The 17234-nt window shown below is 47.7% G+C and carries 15 protein-coding genes; 5 read left to right on the top strand and 10 right to left on the bottom strand.

All coding sequences use genetic code 11. The features are described 5' to 3' along the window. The first annotated feature begins 22 nt into the window (after positions 1–22). Both zur and L4C42_RS18765 read left to right on the top strand, forming a co-directional pair. Complete coding sequence (gene zur / locus L4C42_RS18760; RefSeq protein ID WP_112460381.1) at positions 23–475, top strand: zinc uptake transcriptional repressor Zur; 453 nt, start codon at positions 23–25, stop codon at positions 473–475. 8 nt (positions 476–483) lie between these two features. Continuing rightward, the gene (locus L4C42_RS18765) at positions 484–945 is read left to right on the top strand and encodes a chemotaxis protein CheX (protein ID WP_112481216.1); all 462 of its coding nucleotides are present in this window, start codon (positions 484–486) and stop codon (positions 943–945) included. Positions 946–1020: 75 nt separating this feature from the next. Here the strand turns inward: L4C42_RS18765 and pmbA are convergent, their stop codons facing one another. After that, positions 1021–2364, bottom strand: a complete 1344-nt coding sequence (gene pmbA / locus L4C42_RS18770) for a metalloprotease PmbA (protein WP_353497243.1) — start codon at positions 2362–2364, stop codon at positions 1021–1023. A gap of 117 nt (positions 2365–2481) precedes the next feature. Between pmbA and yjgA the strand changes: the two genes are divergently transcribed. After that, positions 2482–3009, top strand: a complete 528-nt coding sequence (gene yjgA / locus L4C42_RS18775; protein WP_353497244.1) for a ribosome biogenesis factor YjgA — start codon at positions 2482–2484, stop codon at positions 3007–3009. 65 nt (positions 3010–3074) lie between these two features. Here the strand turns inward: yjgA and thiQ are convergent, their stop codons facing one another. The 5 genes from thiQ to mpl all read right to left on the bottom strand — a co-directional run bounded on the left by thiQ (position 3075) and on the right by mpl (position 8737). After that, positions 3075–3779, bottom strand: a complete 705-nt coding sequence (gene thiQ / locus L4C42_RS18780; RefSeq protein WP_353497245.1) for a thiamine ABC transporter ATP-binding protein — start codon at positions 3777–3779, stop codon at positions 3075–3077. Then, on the bottom strand, positions 3763–5394 hold the full coding sequence (thiP, locus tag L4C42_RS18785) for a thiamine/thiamine pyrophosphate ABC transporter permease (protein ID WP_353497246.1): 1632 nt from the start codon (positions 5392–5394) through the stop codon (positions 3763–3765). Before thiP ends, thiQ begins: the two co-directional genes overlap by 17 nt. Before the next feature lie 79 nt (positions 5395–5473). Continuing rightward, positions 5474–6457 carry a thiamine ABC transporter substrate binding subunit gene (thiB, locus tag L4C42_RS18790; protein ID WP_418642299.1) on the bottom strand — a complete coding sequence of 328 codons (984 nt, stop codon included), beginning with the start codon at positions 6455–6457 and terminating at the stop codon, positions 5474–5476. A gap of 310 nt (positions 6458–6767) precedes the next feature. Continuing rightward, a complete protein-coding gene (locus L4C42_RS18795) occupies positions 6768–7388 on the bottom strand; it encodes a flavin prenyltransferase UbiX (RefSeq protein WP_353497247.1) in 621 nt (206 codons plus the stop codon). Next, positions 7388–8737 (bottom strand): UDP-N-acetylmuramate:L-alanyl-gamma-D-glutamyl-meso-diaminopimelate ligase, encoded by a 1350-nt coding sequence (gene mpl / locus L4C42_RS18800; RefSeq protein WP_353497248.1) that lies wholly within the window; start codon positions 8735–8737, stop codon positions 7388–7390. Before mpl ends, L4C42_RS18795 begins: the two co-directional genes overlap by 1 nt. A 282-nt stretch (positions 8738–9019) precedes the next feature. Between mpl and fbp the strand changes: the two genes are divergently transcribed. Together fbp and ppa are read left to right on the top strand one after the other, a co-directional pair. Beyond that, a complete protein-coding gene (gene fbp / locus L4C42_RS18805) occupies positions 9020–10030 on the top strand; it encodes a class 1 fructose-bisphosphatase (protein WP_353497249.1) in 1011 nt (336 codons plus the stop codon). 136 nt (positions 10031–10166) lie between these two features. After that, entirely contained in the window at positions 10167–10697 is a 531-nt protein-coding gene (gene ppa, locus L4C42_RS18810) for an inorganic diphosphatase (protein WP_353497250.1), read from the top strand. Between the two features lie 114 nt (positions 10698–10811). On the opposite strand, the gene L4C42_RS18815 is transcribed toward ppa, so the two are convergent. From L4C42_RS18815 to tamA, 4 genes are read right to left on the bottom strand one after another with little or no spacing between them, the layout of a single operon-like run. Then, on the bottom strand, positions 10812–11165 hold the full coding sequence (locus L4C42_RS18815) for a DUF2799 domain-containing protein (protein ID WP_353497251.1): 354 nt from the start codon (positions 11163–11165) through the stop codon (positions 10812–10814). A 48-nt stretch (positions 11166–11213) separates the two neighbouring features. Beyond that, entirely contained in the window at positions 11214–11567 is a 354-nt protein-coding gene (locus tag L4C42_RS18820; RefSeq protein WP_353497252.1) for a DUF2799 domain-containing protein, read from the bottom strand. Positions 11568–11625: 58 nt separating this feature from the next. Next, positions 11626–15393, bottom strand: coding sequence for an autotransporter assembly complex protein TamB (tamB, locus tag L4C42_RS18825; protein WP_353497253.1), 3768 nt, complete (start codon positions 15391–15393; stop codon positions 11626–11628). Continuing rightward, positions 15390–17105: an autotransporter assembly complex protein TamA gene (tamA, locus tag L4C42_RS18830; RefSeq protein WP_418641780.1), complete on the bottom strand. Its 1716-nt coding sequence runs from the start codon at positions 17103–17105 to the stop codon at positions 15390–15392. The genes tamB and tamA overlap by 4 nt, the downstream gene beginning before the upstream one ends. Positions 17106–17234: the final 129 nt, after the last annotated feature.

Here is a 17234-nt window from a genome sequence, read left to right on the forward strand (position 1 = left end):
ATTCGCAAACATAGGTGGACATGTGGATCAGAAGCTAATCAAACAACTAGAAGAAACGTGCTCGGCGCGAGGGGTTCGTTTAACGCCTCAGCGTAAGCGTGTGTATGAGCTGATTTGTGACAGTAATAAGGCCTCAAGTGCCTATGAACTCCTTGACCAACTCAAGGTCACTGAACCGCAGGCAAAGCCACCAACGGTATACCGAGCACTGGACTTTCTTTTAGAGCAAGGATTTATCCATCGCGTTGAATCGACTAACAGTTTTGTCTCTTGTTGTTCATTTGGTGAGCATAAGCACTACTCGCATCTGCTGATTTGTGACAAGTGCGGTAATGTCGTTGAACTACAAGATGATATTCTGATAGCCTTGCTTAATAGCAACGTTGAAAAACATGGCTTCCAGTTTTCAAATCACGTCATAGAAACTCATGGCACATGTCAGACGTGTTCATCATTGGAAGAATCGAACAAATAGAAGAAGTTATGCGCGCTGAATTTGTAAATCCGTTTTTAGCCTCATTGATGAATGTGCTAAAAACGATGGCTTCAATGGAGATCAAGCCACTTAAGCCAAGAATAAAAAAAGACGAGATCGCTCGAGGCGATGTGTCTGGCCTCATCGGTATGGTAGGCACACAAACCCGTGGTTCAATGTCGATTACGTTTGAGGAAGGGCTTGCCCTTGAAATCATGCAGAACATGCTGGGTGAAAAACCACATGGGTTGAATGAAGAAGTGACCGATATGGTGGGTGAGATCACCAACATGGTGACGGGCGGAGCGAAACGTATCTTGGCAGAAAACGGCTTTGATTTTGATATGGCAACACCGGTTGTGGTATCAGGTAAAGGCCACACCATCCGACACAAATGCGATGGCGCGATCATCATCATGCCATTTACCTCAGACTGGGGTAATGCGTTTATTGAAATTTGTTTTGAATAAACACATATCGCTAAAATGCAAAAAGGGCGTCATGATTATGACGCCCTTTTACTATCTTTGGTAATGCCTTGAGGGTTATTCCCCCGCCACCTTCATCGACTCCAGCAAAATCGAGCCAGTTTGGATTTGTGAACGTGTCTCTACATCATTACCTACAGCAACAATTTGTTGGAACATTTGTGCCAAATTGCCCGCAACCGTAATTTCAGATACTGGGAATTGGATTTCACCGTTCTCAACCCAGAAACCTGCTGCGCCGCGCGAGTAGTCGCCAGTTACGATATTCACGCCCTGCCCCATCACTTCAGTCACCAATAGACCAGTTCCAAGCTGCTTGAGCATGGCGTCAAAGTCTTGGCCTGTCGATTTTACGTACCAGTTGTGGATGCCGCCAGCATGACCAGTTGGCGTCATGTTCATTTTACGCGCCGCATAGCTGGTTAGAAGGTAGGTCGCCAGTTTACCGTCTGTGATGATGTCCATGTCGCGCGTAACAACACCTTCATTGTCAAACGGGCTTGATGCCAGTCCGCGTAGCACGTGAGGCTTTTCTTGTATCGAGAACCAATCTGGCAAGATTTGCTCGCCCAGTTTGTCCAATAGGAATGAAGACTTGCGATACAGGTTACCACCACTGATACCCATCACGAGGTGACCTATCAATCCAGTCGCAACATCGTTGGCAAACAGTACTGGGTATTGACCAGTTTTGATCTTTCGTGCGTCAAGACGCTCAATCGTTTTCTTCGCTGCTTGCTCACCTACAGACTCAGGTGTCCAAAGATCGTCACGATGGCGAGCGAGTGTATAGCTATAGTCTCGCTCCATGTCACCGTTTTGGCCTTGGCCGATCACGCTGCAACTTATACTGTGGCGGCTTGATGCGTAACCCGCTAGCAGGCCGTGAGAGTTACCATAAACCTTTACCCCATAATGACTATCGTAGCTCGCGCCATCACTTTGTTTGATTTTGTCGCTGTACTCCAGCGCTGCCTTTTCAGCAGCAATGGCTTTTTGCGCCGCCATATCTGGGTTTGGCTCATCAGGGTGGAAGAGATCAAGGTCTGGAATATCAGTCACCATAAGCTCTTTTGGCGCAGGGCCTGCGTATGGATCTTCTGACGTGTATTGAGCAATATCCAGCGCAGCTGCTACCGTTTGAGCAATCGCTTTTTCGCTCAGGTCAGAAGTTGAGGCGCTGCCTTTTTTCTGTCCACGGTAAACTGTAATACCTAAAGCACCGTCACTATTGAACTCAACGTTTTCCACCTCGCACATACGCGTCGATACGCTAAGCCCCGTGCTTTTGGTGATCGCAACCTCGGCCGCATCTGCACTTACCGAAGCCATGTCCAATGCTTTCGCAACTGCCGCTTCTAGCTCAGCTTTTTGCTGAGCAACTTGCTCTCTTACGTCCATATTTATCTAATTCTTTGCTAATAACTGAGTCTAGAATAACAAGGTTTTCGCATTCTCCCCAGATTTCTTGCTAAAATAGCGGATATTCGTAATGAGATAGTGATATAGGCAGACATCATGGCACGCAAAAATCAGAAAGCGCCTTGGGAAGAGGAAGAAGAGATCATTTGGGTAAGTAGAACCGAAATGAAGAACGACATGGAAGAGTTGCAAAAGCTCGGTGAAGAGCTCGTTGAGCTAAAACCTGCTGTGTTGGATAAATTCCCACTTAGCGAAGATCTGAGAGAAGCGATCGCAGATGCGCAGCGCTTTAAAAATGAAGCTAGGCGTCGTCAGTTGCAATACATTGGTAAGCTGATGCGTACCGAAGATCCTGAGCCGATTCAAGCGGCGCTCGATCGTGTACGCAACAAGCATTCACAATCTACTGCAGCTCTACATAAGCTTGAGCAATTGCGCGACCGTATCATTGCTGAAGGTGATGAGGCGATTGCAGCAGCAATAGCACTTTATCCTGAGCTAGATCGTCAGCGCCTGCGCCAGCTTGCTCGCCAAGCAAACAAAGAGAAGCAAGCCGGGAAGCCTGCAAAAGCATTCCGTGAAATCTTCCAAATGCTTAAGCACGAAGAAGAGCAAGAGTTTTAAGACTGTTCTCGACTGAGTATCACGAAAGGCAACTGAGCAGTCAGTTGCCTTTTTATTTATGGGCGCTAGTGCGCCGCCTGGACAAACTCAGCCAATGCCGCATTCGGATGCACATCCGTCAGCTCACCAATGTCCCCTTGCGCTTCAATGCAGCCATTCGCCAAATAGGCAAAGCGATTCGCTATGGCGCGTGCATCACTTAAGTGGTGCGTTACCATGATCACGGTGACTTGTTTCTCGCTCGCTAGCTGTTTCACCACACTCAGCATTTCTTTACGAAGAATAGGATCAAGGGCAGAAAAAGGCTCATCAAGTAGCCATATAGGATGAGGCTGTACAAAGCAACGCGCAAGCGCCACCCGCTGTTTTTGACCACCTGATAGCTCTGAAGGGAGTCGCGTTAACATCTCTCCGAGCCCGACTTTTTCTGCTGCATTACGCACTGTCTTTCTGTCAGCTTCATTGAGTTTAAGAGCGGGACTTAGTCCTAAGCCAATGTTGTCAAACACTGATAGGTGATCAAAAAGATTGTGCTCTTGAAATAGCATCGACAACGGCCTTTGATGAGGCTCAAGCCTATCGATGTCCTTCCCCTCTACTTGAATTGCCCCGGATTCAGGCTGACAAAAGCCAGATACTAGTGCCAACAATGTCGATTTTCCCGCACCACTTGGACCAATCAACGAGACGATGTCGCCTTGGCTTACTTCAAGTTCAAAGTGGAACCAATCACTATGGTAGCGATAGGCGACGTTATTTAGGTGCAACATGACGAGAGCCTTCCTGAAAGTGTTTTTTGGTTGAGCTAGCTTTTCTAGACGTTCTATTCAGTGTATCGGTCAGTGAAAAAATACCGATACTCAATGCAAACAGCACCAAGGATACTACGGCAGCCGATTCGAGCTGATAGCTGCCCATAAGCTGATAAAGATACAGTGGCAGGGTATTAAAATTTTGGCTACCGAATAGGGCAATCACGGTAAGGTCACCCATAGACAAAATGAAGCTTATCGAAAATGCATGCAGTATCGGTGCTCGAATAGCGCGCCATTCCATCAACCAAAATCGGCGCAGTCCGTGCATTCCGAGACTTTGCCATAGCGGATAGTATTGACTAGCAAGGCGCTGCATCGGCTGATTCAAGGTCTTAATCACATAGGGCAGCGCCATTAGGGCATTGACCAACACGACAATGCCAAACGCTAGGCTGAACACATTTGTCATGCCTCGCAGCATCAAGAAGGTAGCAGTACTAAGGACTAACGCTGGTGTCACCAGAATAACGGTTCCCACAAGCTCAAGGCTGTCCGCTCGTCGAGCTTGGGACTTAAGCCTAAAAACCCGCGTTGTTGATAGCAAGACAACGCCCACCAGCAGAGCAATACTCCCTGCTAATGCCGCCACTTGCAGCGAAGTACCCATAGCACTCCAAAAGCGCGAATCGGTAAATACGTCAAACAATTTCGAGTTCAAACCACTGAGCAAAATAGCCAGAATCGGAGGTATCACGAGCATTAGGGTTGCCATGATCCAAATGCTATCCCAGCCCTTTTTAAACACCGTATCTTTGGGTTGCAAGCTAGACGTCGCGTGAAAATTACTCTTACCGGAAACGGGTTTACTAAATCGTCCAACAAACATCACCAAAACGGCACAGATTACCATTTGCCAAAGTGCTAGCACCGCGCCAGTGGGCAAATCAAAGTCGAACTTAATCGCTTGATAGATAGCCAGCTCGATGGTGGTCGCTTGTGGTCCGCCCCCAAGTGCCATGACAGTTGCAAAGCTAGTAAAGCAAAGCATAAACACCAAACCAATAACGTGAGGAAGATGCGACTTTAGCCTTGGCCATTCCACTAACCGAAAGCATTGCCAACTGTTCATGCCAAGATGAAGTGCCAACTTTCGCTGCTCCTCTGGCACGCCCTCTATCGTTACCAACAATAGCCGAGTAGCAAAAGGCAGATTGAAGAACACGTGAGCGAGCAAAATACCATTGAGCCCATAGATGGAAAAAAGCGCTGAGCCACCAGCGAACCATTTGGCAATCACTCCTTGGTTACCATAGATAGCCACAATGCCAAACACGCCAACAAGCACAGGCATGACCAAGGTTGTGGCAAACAGCTTGAGTAGCCACTCTCGCCCCCAGAAATGGCGACGCGAAAGCGCATGAGCCACGGGGACAGCAAGTCCAACACTTAACAGCGTCGAGAGGCTAGCTTGCCAGAAACTGAATTTGGCCACGTGCTGATAATAAGGATCTCTAAACAGCAGACTAATATCATCAATGGAAGAATAGGAAAGCAGTGTCCACAAGGACGCAACGACATATAGGCCAATGAGCAGCGCAACCACTAAGCCGGCTTTGGGAATTCGAATCACAGTGACCTCTAGGGAAGAACAAGATTTCCAACGGTACGTTATTCTCTAGTAAGAATAACGTACCGCCGAATAGACAGCGTTACTTAATCAACGCAGATTGCCATTCAAGGATCCACGCCTTGCGATTATTCGCCACTTCGTCAGGAGAGAAAGACAACGCCTTGGCGGGAATGGTTAGGCTCTCAAACCCAGCGGGTAAGTTGCTATCCACCACTGGGTACATCCAGTTACCCGTAGGTATGTTGGATTGAAAGCTATCAGAGACAATAAACTGCATAAACTCATCGGCAAGTTTCTGGTTGCTGCTTCCTGCCACCTTGGCAGCAACTTCTATTTGAGTGTAGTGACCTTCTGCAAAATCAGCCGCTGCGAAACGTTGGTCTTGCTCTGCAATAATGTGGTAAGCCGGAGATGTCGTGTAAGACAGCACGAGATCCGACTCCCCTTCTAAGAACATCGAATACGCTTCAGACCAACCCTTAGTCACAGTGACGGTTTTCTTCGACAGTTGCTGCCATGCAGCGCTTGAATCATCCCCATACACAGACTTCATCCACAGCAGTAAGCCTTGGCCTGGTGTCGACGTGCGTGGGTCTTGGTAAATCACTTTAAGGTCATCACGCTGTTCAACCAACTCTTTAAGGCTTTTAGGTGGGTTCTTTACCTTCTCTTTGTTGTACACAAAGGCAAAGTAGCCGTAATCAAATGGGACGAATACCTCATCACTCCAACCATTCGGCAATACTACCGATGACAAATCAGCACCGTGGTTAGCAAGCAGCCCCGATTTTTTCGCCTCGCTCATTAGGTTGTTATCAAGACCAAGCACGACATCTGCTTGAGTGCTGCTGCCTTCCAAGCGAAGTCGGTTGAGGATAGACACGCCATCATCAAGCGCTACATAGTTGAGATCGCAACCACATTGGGCTTCGAATGCTTTTTCAATCGCAGGGCCTGGCCCCCAATCGGATGCAAATGAGCTGTAGGTATAAACGGTCAGCGATTGTGCCGATGCTATGAGTGGAGTTGAAAAAAGTGCTGTCGCTAACGCGATTTTGCTGATTGAGTGGTTTTTCACTGGTTCTGTCCTTAGTTATTGTTTTGAGACCCAGAGAAAACGCGCGATGTGGGAGTGCATCCAATAAATTGGAGCTAGAGTGTCTACTTAGCCGATTAATAGCAAAGGAGCCTCATCCCTACGCCAGCATTATCTGGATCAGGGCTGTTACTTAACGTACGCGGGTATCAGGCTTGACCTTCTCTCAGCACCACTGCTAGTGCACCCCGTGAGTTACAACCTTTGAGGGCGAATTGTAACCTTTTCGTCACAGATTCGCCAAATCTATCCTTAATATTCGTTAGCTAACGTCGATCTATCGCTGATCGTAGCCCCAACGCGGCACTAGATTTTGTTCCAGCCCCATATGATCGAGCACCCTAGCCACGATAAAGTCCACCAAATCTTCAATAGATTTGGGCTGATGATAAAAGCCAGGCGCTGCAGGCATAATGGTGACCCCCATTTGGGAGAGCTTGTGCATGTTCTCAAGGTGGATGGTTGAGAACGGCGTTTCACGCACCACCAACAGCAGTTGCCCTTTCTCTTTGATCACTACATCAGCGGCACGCTCTATTAGGTTATCTGACATGCCGTGAGCAATCGCTGCTACGCTACCCGCCGAACAAGGACAAACTATCATCTGCTTCGGCGCAGCTGAACCAGAAGCCACGGGCGAGAACCAATCTTCTTTACCACACACAATCAGCTTTTCTGGCTTGCAGTTTAAATGCTCTGTCAGAGCTTTGTGGGCAGCATCTGGGCCGCTTGGCAGCTTAATATCATGCTCGGTGGCAAGCACCACGCGTGCTGCCGACGAAATCAATAGATACACGGTGTAATCTTGAGCAAGTAAACACTCGAGCAGGCGCATACCGTAAGGCGCCCCAGAGGCACCAGTAAACGCAAGGGTAATGGCTTTGTCTGCCGATTTCATTAGGCTAACGCCTCCAATAATTTCTGATGAATACCACCAAAGCCACCGTTACTCATCACCAAGATCTGATCGCCAGGCTCACCCTGCGCTGCAATCTTAGCCACCAACGCATCAATGTCGCTGTCAACTTGAGCGGGCTGGCTGCACGCATCGGCAATGTCTTGTACCGACCATTCAATACTGTCTGGCTGAAACAAGAACACTTGGTCGGCTTTAGTGAGTGATTGGGCAAGCGTCTCTTTGTGCACACCACGTTTCATAGTCGCACTGCGCGGCTCCAACACCGCGAGAATACGTTTATCGCCGACCTTGTTACGCAGACCATCTAACGTCAGTTCAATTGCCGTTGGGTGATGGGCAAAGTCATCGTAGACCGTCACCTGATTCACTTCGCCTTTTAACTCGAGGCGTCGCTTGGTGTTGATAAACTTACCCAGTGCCTCACACGCTAAATCTGGCGTAACACCTACGTGTCTTGCACCTGCAATCGCCATCAGTGCATTATCGACATTGTGGTCACCCACCAAATCCCATTTCACCTCGCCCACTTTCGCACCATGCAAGAACACTTCAAAATGAGAGCCGTCGGCAATCAGTTTGTTAGCGTGCCAATCTGCACCAGCACCCGTATGTTCAACTTCACTCCAGCAGCCTCTACCTAAAACATCTCCGAGCGCTTTGTCGCTTTTCGGTGTCATGATCCTTCCGTTACCCGGAACCGTGCGTACTAGATGATGGAACTGCCTCTTGATCGCTTCAAGATCATCAAAAATATCCGCATGATCAAACTCAAGGTTATTCATGATCAAAGTGCGAGGATGGTAGTGAACAAACTTAGAACGTTTATCGAAAAAGGCACTGTCGTATTCATCCGCTTCGACCACAAAGAACATCGACTCACCCAGCCTCGCCGATTGTCCAAAGTTGCCCAAAACGCCGCCCACCAAGAAGCCTGGTGTATAACCGCAGTCTTCTAAAATCCAGCTAAGCATACTCGAAGTCGTAGTTTTTCCGTGCGTTCCAGACACGGCCAATACCCAGCGATCATGCAAAAGAAATTCCTGAAGCCATTGAGGTCCAGAGGTGTACTTAAGGTTGTGATTAAGGACATATTCGACACAAGGATTACCTCGACTCATCGCATTACCAATCACTACGAGATCGGGCGCTGGGTTGAGCTGCGCAGGGTCAAAACCTTCGATGATTTCGATTCCTTCCGATTCCAATAGAGTGCTCATTGGTGGATAGACGTTTGCATCACTGCCCGTGACTCGATGCCCAAGTTGCTGGGCCAGTACAGCAGCGCCACCCATAAAGGTGCCGCAGATGCCAAGGATATGAATATGCATAACTTGCTCTCTTAAATTCCGTTGCGTCTTAGTTTACGCCATTGTCGCTATATATACCCAAAGCGTGTGTTAAAAGCGAGAAAGTTAGTGGTTAGACAAATAAATGTGACATTCATCATACAAATTACCACTCTGTACTCTTACTTCATTACCATTAAAAAGTTCTGCCCCCTACAATATCCATGTGTGTTGATGAATACCCCCAACTCGCGCAATCGTTTGATTTCGCGTCATTCCACACACATACCCCCAAGAAAATAAGTAAAAAGTTAAGGATATAACATGTCTGATATGCGCACCCTTGGCGAATTCATTGTTGAGAAGCAACATGATTTCCCCCACGCTAGCGGTGATCTCTCCTCTCTTTTGTCCTCGATTCGACTTGCTGCAAAAATTGTAAACCGAGAAATCAACAAAGCTGGCCTTGTTGATATCACAGGTGCTGTTGGTACAGACAATGTTCAAGGCGAAGCTCAGCAAAAGCTCGATGTCTATGCGAATGATAAGTTCAAAGCCGCGCTAGAAGCACGTGACCAAGTTTGTGGTGTCGCGAGTGAAGAAGAAGATGAGGCAGTCGCGTTCAATAAAGAGCTCAACAAGAACGCAAAATATGTTGTGTTGATGGATCCATTGGATGGTTCGTCAAACATCGATGTCAATGTCTCGGTCGGTACTATTTTCTCTATTTACCGCCGTATCTCACCAGTAGGCACACCTCCAACTCAAGAGGACTTCCTACAACCAGGCAATAAACAAGTCGCGGCTGGTTATGTAGTCTACGGCTCGTCAACCATGTTGGTATACACAACAGGTAAAGGCGTAAACGGCTTCACTTACGACCCATCTATCGGTAGCTTCTGTCTTTCACACGAAAACATGTTGATACCTAAAGATGGAACTATCTACTCAATCAACGAAGGTAACTACATCCGCTTCCCTATGGGTGTGAAGAAGTACATTAAGTACTGCCAAGAAAACGTACCAGAAGAGAAGCGTCCATATACCTCACGCTATATTGGCTCACTCGTATCTGATTTCCACCGTAACCTACTTAAGGGTGGTATCTACCTTTACCCAAGCACGCAGAGTCACCCTAGCGGTAAACTGCGTTTGCTGTATGAGTGCAACCCAATGGCATTCATCATGGAACAAGCGGGCGGCGTCGCGTCAGATGGTACCCAGCGTATTATGGATATCAAGCCGACAGAGCTTCACCAGCGCGTACCATTCTTTGTAGGTTCAAAGAACATGGTTGAACAAGTCGAATCCTTCCTCGAAGAGTACCAAGACTAATAACTTCGAAGTGCCTCTCAATGAGGCACTTTTTGTTTTAAAAGTAACCAAGTATACTGACTGTAAACGATTCGTGTTTCAGCCCTCAGTTCCTTACGCCTAAAGGAATATCGAACAAAGAAAAGGAAAGTCAAAAATGAGCTTAAACAATGTACCTGCGGGTAAGTCACTCCCAGATGACATCTATGTCGTCATTGAAATCCCTGCAAACGCTGATCCCATCAAGTATGAAGTCGATAAAGACTCTGGTGCCGTATTCGTTGACCGCTTTATGTCAGCCCCAATGTTCTACCCTTGTAACTACGGCTATGTAAACCACACTCTATCACTGGATGGTGACCCGGTAGACGTGCTGGTTCCAACTCCGTACCCGTTGATGCCAGGCTCAGTGATTCGCTGCCGCCCAGTAGGGGTACTGAAAATGACCGATGAGTCAGGCGAAGATGCTAAAGTGTTCGCAGTTCCACACAGCAAACTGAGTAAAGAGTACGACCACATCCAAGATGTAGACGATATTCCAGAGCTTCTAAAAGCGCAAATCACGCAATTCTTTGAGCGTTATAAAGAACTAGAAGCAGGCAAATGGGTGAAAGTCGATGGCTGGGCAGATGTTCAAGCTGCGCGTGATGAAATCCAATCATCGTATGAACGCGCTCAAGGCAAGTAGGCTTTAGACAACCGGTTTACTCCGACTGACTAATACAAACATCAAAAAGGGCTCACCAACTTGACGTTGGTGAGCCCTTTATAAATCGTGGAGGTTTTAGTAAGAAAGAGGACGTTAATAGCGACTTCGAGACGCTTTGCCGTTGTTATACCAAATCCGAAACGTCGGTCGGATATCATCGCAAATACCGCGATACAACTCGCCTTTTTTACCGAGTATTTTCGGATCTTGCTGACAGTACTCCTGTCGGCCTTGCTCGTAGCCTGCTGAATACGCTTGATACAATTCGCTATCAACACTGACATGTGATGACTGCTTCAATTCATCATCACCCTGTTTTTCATAGCCAACCAGCGCTTGCTGCTCTCCAAACTGAAACCAATCTTGCTGCGAGGTACTGCTCGGCTCGCTTTTTTGAGCGCACGCCACCAGTGTCGCGGCAAACAATGAAACCCAAATTATTTTCATTGCTCCTCCTTATTACCTGCGTCGCCGTTTGCCAGAGAAATCGCTTAATCAACGGCGATTGCGAGCATTCTTACCTCGCCAGTACTCTTCGTTATAGCGGCGGTCGAGGTCATTGCAAATGCCATAATAAATTTTACCATCATAGCCAAGTATAAATGGATCCTGCTTACAATAGTCCGCTTTACCTGTTGCATAGCCTGCTTGATACTGAGCAAATAGCTCAGCGGACAACTCAGGGGCTTTTTTTGCCAAATCAGATTGGCTTTCAATGATGTAACCTTTCATCGCCCATTGATAACCAAAATCTTGCCAGCTTTGAGCGCTTTCTTCGGTTGGTGGTTTGAGCTGCACACACCCTGACAACAGCACAAATGCCGTAACCATTATCCCTTTTCTAAACATAGATCCTCCTTGCCACTTAGGGTTGTACGAGCCACAACCCCATCGGCATCACTGTTTATCAATCCACTTCAAATTGGTATAGGAAGGTGACAGAGCTATACAGACCAGAAACGGCTTCGACATAGAAGTCTTCAATAATGCGATAACGCACCGTAAACTCACCCAACGAGTTGAAGATACCCACGCCATATTTAACCTGTAACCCTGGCAATACGTAGCCGCTTACCGTGACCTGAGAGTCATCCCCAGAGCCTGCTGTATCGAGTTGCAGATCTTGCACACCAAATGCTTGGCCAATATCACCAACCACTTTACCGCTTCGCGCTAGACTCAAACCAATCAACGTCGTCGTTAGGGCGTTGCCGCCAGTTTCACCATCGATATCTTGTCCACGCAACAAGTAAGAAAGCGCGTTCGCCTGCGGCATGGTTGGATCCGAGAAAATATCAATTTTCGGCTCAGTCGCAAGACCAGATACTTTCACACCCGCCTTCACATCATCTGCCGTTGTATCAGGGTTACGGATTGCCGTGATGTTGACGTAGGGTTGATCGACTGGGCCTGTCAGGAGGATCTTACCTTCTTCAATCAACAAGTCCTGACCAAATGAGCTATATGAACCATCGATGATATTGATTTCACCCTGTACAAATGGCCCTTGGTCTTTTTGAGACACATGCAGTTTACCGCGCAGTCCGCCCTTAAGACCGAAGGCTGAGATAGTAAAGTCGTTACCAATGGAAATCGACACATCAGTCTCAACGTTAAATGGTACCGCCGCTTCTTCATTGACAGGGGTCATATCTGGATTCAATAACACTTGGTCGCTAGAGACAGCGACCGCACTTTGCGGTAGCTCCTCTACCAAAATACGCCCCCAAGGCAATCCGATAGAACCGGTGATTTTCGCTAATGTCGGATTGGCCTCAATCGTCATGTCTGGCACCACCTTCACTTTCACCATAGGTGGTACGTCAACATTAAGCTCATCAGCAAACACTCTTAACTTGGTTCGCCACGCTTTTAAGTCTTGCCAGTTACCATCACCTTCCAGCTTAAGCTCACCATCATTGGTTTGGATATTTGCATCAAGCAGCGCATTGTATCCATTGAAAGCAATATCGACCTTGCCAGACTCAACCTGAATCGGCGAGATATCACCTTGCAACGACAAATCCGCAACCGAGAACTGCCCATAAAGCTCTGGATGCAACGCATCACCCTTGATCTTAATGTCCGCCGCTAAATTCGCCTTCAACTGGTTAAATTCACCCACCAACGGCTGCAAAAAATCGAGATTAAATGTTGAAAGATTCAACTCACCATCAATCGTTTTTTGTTCGGCGAGCACATTTGGCAAGGTCACCTTACCAGAGAGGTCACCATTGTCGGTCACATCAATCAGCCAACTCGCGTCAAGCTTGTCATCGGCTAGGTTTGCTTTCACGCTCACCGACTCCCAACCCACCACCAATGGCGTTTCTAGATTTTGAGTCACGGTACCTTTTGGTAGTGCCACATCCAACTTCACTTGTGGGGATGTCTCAGGCGCCCATTTTGCCCAAGCAGTAATATTCGCACTGCCCTCTACCAGCATGTTTTCTGGGATATAAGCCTTAATTTGCTCAAAGTCGAAGTTTTTCACTGTGACTAAAGCTTCACCAGACTGCCCCGCCTCGATGTCTTTTTCGAGACATACTCGAGAGTCGGCCTGTTTCCAGCAATGCGCAGCAACATTGGCCACTTGCTTATCAATATCGACTTTGATTGCCACTGGCTCAGTTAAATCAAGAGGGCCTTGCTCAGTCTCAAGATGCACTTTCGCCAACTCGCCATCCCAAACTAGGTTAGGCTTATCCGTGAGTTTACCGCTGACCGCTAGATTTAAAGACGCTATCTTAGAAACCACATCTAGAGCTAGCGTATGTGCTGCTTGAGTACCGGAGAGTGTCAGACTAGCGGAATCGACAACTTGATCTTGATAGTTAACGCCGCGCGCATTGAGTCGGAGATCCGCTTGCGCGCTCTCAATTGGCAGAGGTTTAGCCGTACCGGATAGAGTTAACGCCTCAAGACTTGCTTCGTCCTTCCACTGAATCTTTTCGATACTAAGATCAGTGGCAATATCCGGCTCTTTCATGTCCCCCTTGAGGTTAAGCTTACCGCGTAGAATACCAGAGAGATCCGGCACTGATTTCGCCAGTTCGGGGAAATCGATATCGACGCTCATATCCCAGTTTTGATCAAGCTTACCGCGTGCATTGAGCTGGTTAGGACCATGGGCGACCGAAAGCCCTTGGGTATCGACCTTGAACTCCCCTTTACCGGTTTGATCGGACGCATCAAGCTGACCTTTGATGTTAATAGGGTAGTTTCTAAGTATGCCGACGATATCCAATGTCGGCATTGACACTTGCCAGCCCCCTGCATCAGTGAGAGAGCCAGACGTCACTAATTTGCCGCTAATATCGCCCTCGGCTTCTGGCCACTGCAAACCCGGCTGAATGTTAGTGAGGTTAATATCGCCTTGCCAATTCACAGGTGCCGACCAGTTCGCCATCACTTGACCCGCAACATTACCGCCTAGCGTGTCAATGGAAAGCTTACTCAAATCAATATGCTCTAAATCGCCAGCACCCTCCAAATCCACAGCAAGGTCAGGAATCTCTTTGCCTGAAGCTGACGCCGCTAGATTAACTTCATAACCTTCTAACGAGCCTTTCGCTCCTAAGGTATCGATAGATACTTGGTAATCTGATTCACCGCTCAATGGCCAATTTGCTTTGGCGCTCGTAATGGTTGCATCAAATGGAATTGTCGGCTCTAGCGGTTGAACTTGTCCTTTTAATAAGCCCGAAATGAGTCCTGAAAACTCACTATCAAGCTGAAGAGTTTGCACACTACCCGAAGCATTGAGCTTCAGCTTCTGTCCCGTAAAATCGGTTTGCTTAAGGTGCGCGCCTAAATCAAGGTCAAGTGGATAGCCATCTTTCAGGGTCACCTTGCCTTGTAGACTGGCATCGACCAACGGCATTTCCAGCTCTAGCGCTGACACATCCACATCGTGCTTACCCGCCTTACCAACGAGCTTGAGCCTATCGACAATCACAGGCTCAGACTGATCGAGTTTAAAATCGAGGATCTCAATCCCGGTAATATTGACGAATAGAGGGATTAATACCTCAGGCAGTTCAATCGCCGCCGCAGGTTCGTTTGATGCCGCCGGTGCTTCTTCACTCGTTTGTGCAGTTTCCGTTGCAGGTGGCAGCGCAACCACAGGAGAGGTTAACTTTGTCTCGCCGACCGTTAAGTTAGAGCCCGTCATCGACAGTGCGGTTGAAAAGCTATCCCAACTCACCTTAGTGCCAAGAATATCCAAATGAATATCGTCAAAATTGACCTGACCAATCGCCACTGGAATTGGCAGCGTTATTTTGGTTAATGGCTCTGTAGGCTCGGGAGAGGGCTCGCTTGGTGCCACTTCCGGCATACTAAAATCAAGCCCTTGAATCGCCAGTTCATTCACACAGACTCTTGGATCTGACAGGCAATTGAGATCGACAGCCAGCGTCAGCGATTGCGCATTTAAGTCAATAAACAAGCTTTCATCTTTAAAGCTCACATCGTTAATCGTGAATCTGGGAAACAGCGCCCCTTGTGTCTCACCTACTTCAAACTGTGGCAAGGCTTTATTTACCCCCCACAATACGCTGTTAAGACCGGCATTGGTAAACAGTGCAAACGCTAACGTCGCGAGAATCAGTAAAATCAGAGTAATGAGGCCAATTGAACACCATTTGGTGACTCGCCAAACTTTCGACATCATAGTTCAGGCCCTAAGCTAAAGTGAATGCGCCATTCGGCTTGCGGTTTAGTATCCAGTCCTTTCGCATAATCGAATTTAACCGGGCCGACTGGAGAGACCCAACGTATGCCAAAACCGGCACCACGCTTCCATTCGGGATCGTCATCAAAGGCATCACCAACATCAACAAAGGTAGCCGCCCACCAGTTACCTGTTAGGCGATATTGATATTCAAGGCTGCTGGTCGCGAGATATTGGCCACCCGTTTTATTACCCGCATCATCGACAGGGGAAATGCTCTCGTAATCGTAACCACGCACACTGTTGTCACCACCAGCATAAAAACGCAGCGATGGGGAAAGTTTGGAAGGATCACTGGCAATGTTGGCACCAATATCCACCTTGAACAAACCACGATGATTCTCACCTATGCTAGATATCCAAGTCGAGGTACCGCGAAGCCTAAACACCGAGGTTTCAGACAGCGCCCGCTCGTCACCTACTTCAAACATAATAGTTTGTTTGTTGCCACTCATCGGCAAGACGCCACCGCGTGAGACGACGCGAGAATAAGAAAGCCCGGGCAACACAAACTGACCTAGCTCACCTTGTGAATTAAATTCATAGTTCTCAACCAAGTACCGCAAGTAAGCAGTTCGATGCCAGCCGCTATCCAGCACCCAGTGACGCTCAAACGCTAGGTTCGATTCCAAGGTCTTTTTGTCGCTTCGGTTGACGTTTTTCAAACCGTATTGAATGACGTAGTAGTCTTTAAGCACATCGTCGAGAGGGATTTTATAGCTCGCCGTGACCTGCTGTTCAGGAATGGATAAGTCCAAGCTGGTTTTGAAACTATGACCATGCTCGTTCAACCACGGCTTTTTCCAGCCAAATTTCACTTTTGCTCCCACGTCTGTGGAATAGCCAAGACCGGTTTCAAACTGGTTACGCACTTGAGGTGCCAATGACACTTTCATTGGCAGTTCTCGCCCTTTACCCACTTCAGACAGTTCAGGCTCGACAAATACCGATGAAAACCACTCGGTATTGGATAAGTTTTGGTTGTGCTCACCCACCTTGGCAACTTGATATTCATCGCCAACTTTATAGGGCTGCAATGACTGCACTTTCTGAATATCGATTTGACTGCCCGTTATGGTTACCTTACCAAACTGGTAACGGATACCACTGTCATAGTGAAGTCTCACAATCGCTTCATTCCGCTCCGGGATCACTTCGAGACGGCTCATGGTATATGCGCCATCAAAGTAGCCTTTTTGCAGCGCTAAATTACGAATGCCCGATTTCAAACTGTCATATTGATTGTGATTGAGCGTGTCCCCCTCTTTGAGCGGCGAGATACGAATGAGGCGCATGAAATCCTCATCCTTTTCAGCTTCACCCGTCAGCTGGACATCCACCAGCTTAATGCGGGTTGGCGGCCCTGGGTTAACTTTGACCGTCAATTCATCGCCACGCTCATTCACGGAAAAGTCGATCTTGGCGTTGTAGTACCCCAAAGCATTGAGTGCTTCGTTGATTTCTTTAGTGAGCCGAGATTGGAATCGCAGCGACGTCGAGTACTCATTCTCCGCGATCGCGGAAACGTAGGCATTAACGTTATCTTGCAGTGCGCCACTTAACCCCTGAACATCCAAAGACACGCTCCCCTCTGCAAAAACGAGTGCGGGCGATAAGGTCAAGAATAGCGGTGGTAAAAGTCTCTTTATCATGCTTTATTGTGAGGCTGTGATGCGTTTATTTTTGTTGTTACGTAGAATGATAACTCTGATTGATAAAGAAGTCTTCAGACAAGGGTGAAACAGATAAGTGACTACACTCATTTTGTTTTCAGACGCTTT

Source organism: Vibrio wakamikoensis (assembly GCF_050337275.1).
Lineage (GTDB): Bacteria > Pseudomonadota > Gammaproteobacteria > Enterobacterales > Vibrionaceae > Vibrio > Vibrio chaetopteri.

Bases quoted from the DNA above. Each gene is read 5' to 3' on its own strand.
- L4C42_RS18765 (WP_112481216.1), top strand. From the start codon at position 484: ATGCGCGCTGAATTTGTAAATCCGTTTTTAGCCTCATTGATGAATGTG.
- pmbA (WP_353497243.1), bottom strand. From the start codon at position 2,364: ATGGACGTAAGAGAGCAAGTTGCTCAGCAAAAAGCTGAGCTAGAAGCG.
- yjgA (WP_353497244.1), top strand. From the start codon at position 2,482: ATGGCACGCAAAAATCAGAAAGCGCCTTGGGAAGAGGAAGAAGAGATC.
- thiQ (WP_353497245.1), bottom strand. From the start codon at position 3,779: ATGTTGCACCTAAATAACGTCGCCTATCGCTACCATAGTGATTGGTTC.
- L4C42_RS18795 (WP_353497247.1), bottom strand. From the start codon at position 7,388: ATGAAATCGGCAGACAAAGCCATTACCCTTGCGTTTACTGGTGCCTCT.
- mpl (WP_353497248.1), bottom strand. From the start codon at position 8,737: ATGCATATTCATATCCTTGGCATCTGCGGCACCTTTATGGGTGGCGCT.
- fbp (WP_353497249.1), top strand. From the start codon at position 9,020: ATGTCTGATATGCGCACCCTTGGCGAATTCATTGTTGAGAAGCAACAT.
- ppa (WP_353497250.1), top strand. From the start codon at position 10,167: ATGAGCTTAAACAATGTACCTGCGGGTAAGTCACTCCCAGATGACATC.
- L4C42_RS18815 (WP_353497251.1), bottom strand. From the start codon at position 11,165: ATGAAAATAATTTGGGTTTCATTGTTTGCCGCGACACTGGTGGCGTGC.
- L4C42_RS18820 (WP_353497252.1), bottom strand. From the start codon at position 11,567: ATGTTTAGAAAAGGGATAATGGTTACGGCATTTGTGCTGTTGTCAGGG.
- tamB (WP_353497253.1), bottom strand. From the start codon at position 15,393: ATGATGTCGAAAGTTTGGCGAGTCACCAAATGGTGTTCAATTGGCCTC.
- tamA (WP_418641780.1), bottom strand. From the start codon at position 17,105: ATGATAAAGAGACTTTTACCACCGCTATTCTTGACCTTATCGCCCGCA.